The 1,768-nt window shown below is 42.4% G+C and carries 1 protein-coding gene and 1 pseudogene; both read right to left on the reverse strand.

Annotation, left to right across the window (positions count from 1 at the left end; all coding sequences use genetic code 11):
• Positions 1 to 28: 28 nt before the first annotated feature.
• Positions 29 to 1,228, reverse strand: coding sequence for a sensor histidine kinase (locus HMPREF0216_RS13265; protein ID WP_005215150.1), 1,200 nt, complete (start codon positions 1,226 to 1,228; stop codon positions 29 to 31).
• Positions 1,225 to 1,734, reverse strand: a pseudogene (locus tag HMPREF0216_RS13270) (response regulator transcription factor); the annotation flags it as partial. The pseudogene HMPREF0216_RS13270 and the gene HMPREF0216_RS13265, both read right to left, overlap by 4 nt.
• Between the last annotated feature and the right edge of the window lie 34 nt (positions 1,735 to 1,768).

Raw genomic sequence — 1,768 nt, forward strand, 5'->3', positions numbered from 1 at the left:
TGTGTCCAAAATATTGACATAAGACCAATTAAAATAAACCAGATTTTATATTCCCTTCTATACTCATTCTCACTTCAAATGTCATTCCACCCTGCTCATTTCCATAAACCTCGATCTTCCCGCCATGCTCCCGCACGATATCACGCACCATTGCAAGTCCGAGACCCACCCCGCCAAGCTCACGGCTTCTTGACTTATCCACCCGGAAGAACGGTTCAAAAATCTGCTCTCTAAATGTCTCATCAATTCCATTTCCCGTATCTGCAACCGTCAGAACAACTTCATTCTTCTTTCTCTCTGCCGATACCGTAACACTTCCATCCGTATGATTATATTTGATCGCATTTTCTATAAGATTATAAAGCATCCGATAGATCAGTATATCACTTCCTGTCAGAACCAAATCTTCAGCTTCACCCTCTTCTTTTTCATCTATCATACTCTGCGACTTCTGTATCAGTTCAACGTTCTTCTCTTGCGCCAGCGGTTCCAGATCTGTCAGCACTTCCTCTATCAACCCGTGAAGTTCAATCTTGTCGTTGCGTGCTACCGTCTGCAGTTCACTCATATCCAAAAGTGTTCTGACTAGCTTGCTAAGACGCTCGTTCTGTTCTGTCACCATCTGAATTGTCTCTTCCGCCGCCTCTCCACTCTTCGAATAATCCATCGTATGATAGAGATCTAGCTGTGCTTGGATTAATGCCAAAGGAGTCCTCAACTCATGCGCTGCATTTCCGGTAAACTGACGTTGCATCTCAAATGATTTCGAGAGACGCAAAAGCATTTTATTATAAGAAGTACGAAGTCTATCTAGTTCTAAGATCTTATTTTCTTCAATCGTATAATCCGTCAGATCCTGTGCCTGGACTTTTTCTACCGTCTCTGAAAATTCTCCGAGTGGTTTCAATGCCTGGCCACTGACAAAATAAGTCACTGCTCCGCCAAACAACGCCACAACAGCAGTAATCAGGAGACTTCTGTTTCTATAATCAAATTTTGAATTATAAATCTTCGTGGCAAACTGAGCCGCAAAATCATCCCACTCATCATCCGGAATGTCAATGTACACCTCTTCCGGTGTTCCACCTTGATCGGTAACCGTCTCCTGAAGCGCGTCAAAATAATAGACTCCGTTCTTATATAAAAGAAATGTAAGACATCCACACAACATGGTGATCAGCACTGTCGTCAAAATCGTCAGTCTCCACTGAAGTGATATTTTTCTCATGCTTTTTCATATCCTCCTATATTATAACCTTCACCGATCTTATTCACGATCGGATCATAACCGAGTCCCGCTTTCAGCTTCTTTCTCAGAGAAGACATATGCACTCTGATAGAACTACTGAAACTGTCCAAGGAAGAATCCCAGACATGCTCGATCAACTCTTCCTGACTGACCGGTCTTCCCTTATTCAGAAGAAGGTACTCCAGGATTCCGTTCTCTTTCCTTGTCAATTCAACCAGATTTTCCTTTGCATACGCTACCCGCTCTCTTGTATCAAAACGAAGGTCGCCGCATTCCAAACAGACATTTTTCTGTATGAATTTTCTTCTTGTCAGACTTCTCACACGAGCTTCCAGTTCTTGCAGGTGAAATGGTTTTTCCATATAGTCATTCGCTCCTGCATCTAGCCCATCAACCTTATCTGCAATCTGACTTCTAGCAGACAAAATCAGTACCTTTGTCTCTTCATTTTCCTTACGAAGTTCTCTGAGAATCTCCATACCGTCCATCTGGTCTTATGTCAATATTTTGGACACAAAA

Source organism: Clostridium celatum DSM 1785, assembly GCF_000320405.1.
Classification (GTDB): domain Bacteria; phylum Bacillota; class Clostridia; order Clostridiales; family Clostridiaceae; genus Clostridium; species Clostridium celatum.

Excerpts from the sequence above, each read along its gene's own strand:
- HMPREF0216_RS13265 (WP_005215150.1), bottom strand. The coding sequence starts at position 1,228 with ATGAGAAAAATATCACTTCAGTGGAGACTGACGATTTTGACGACAGTG.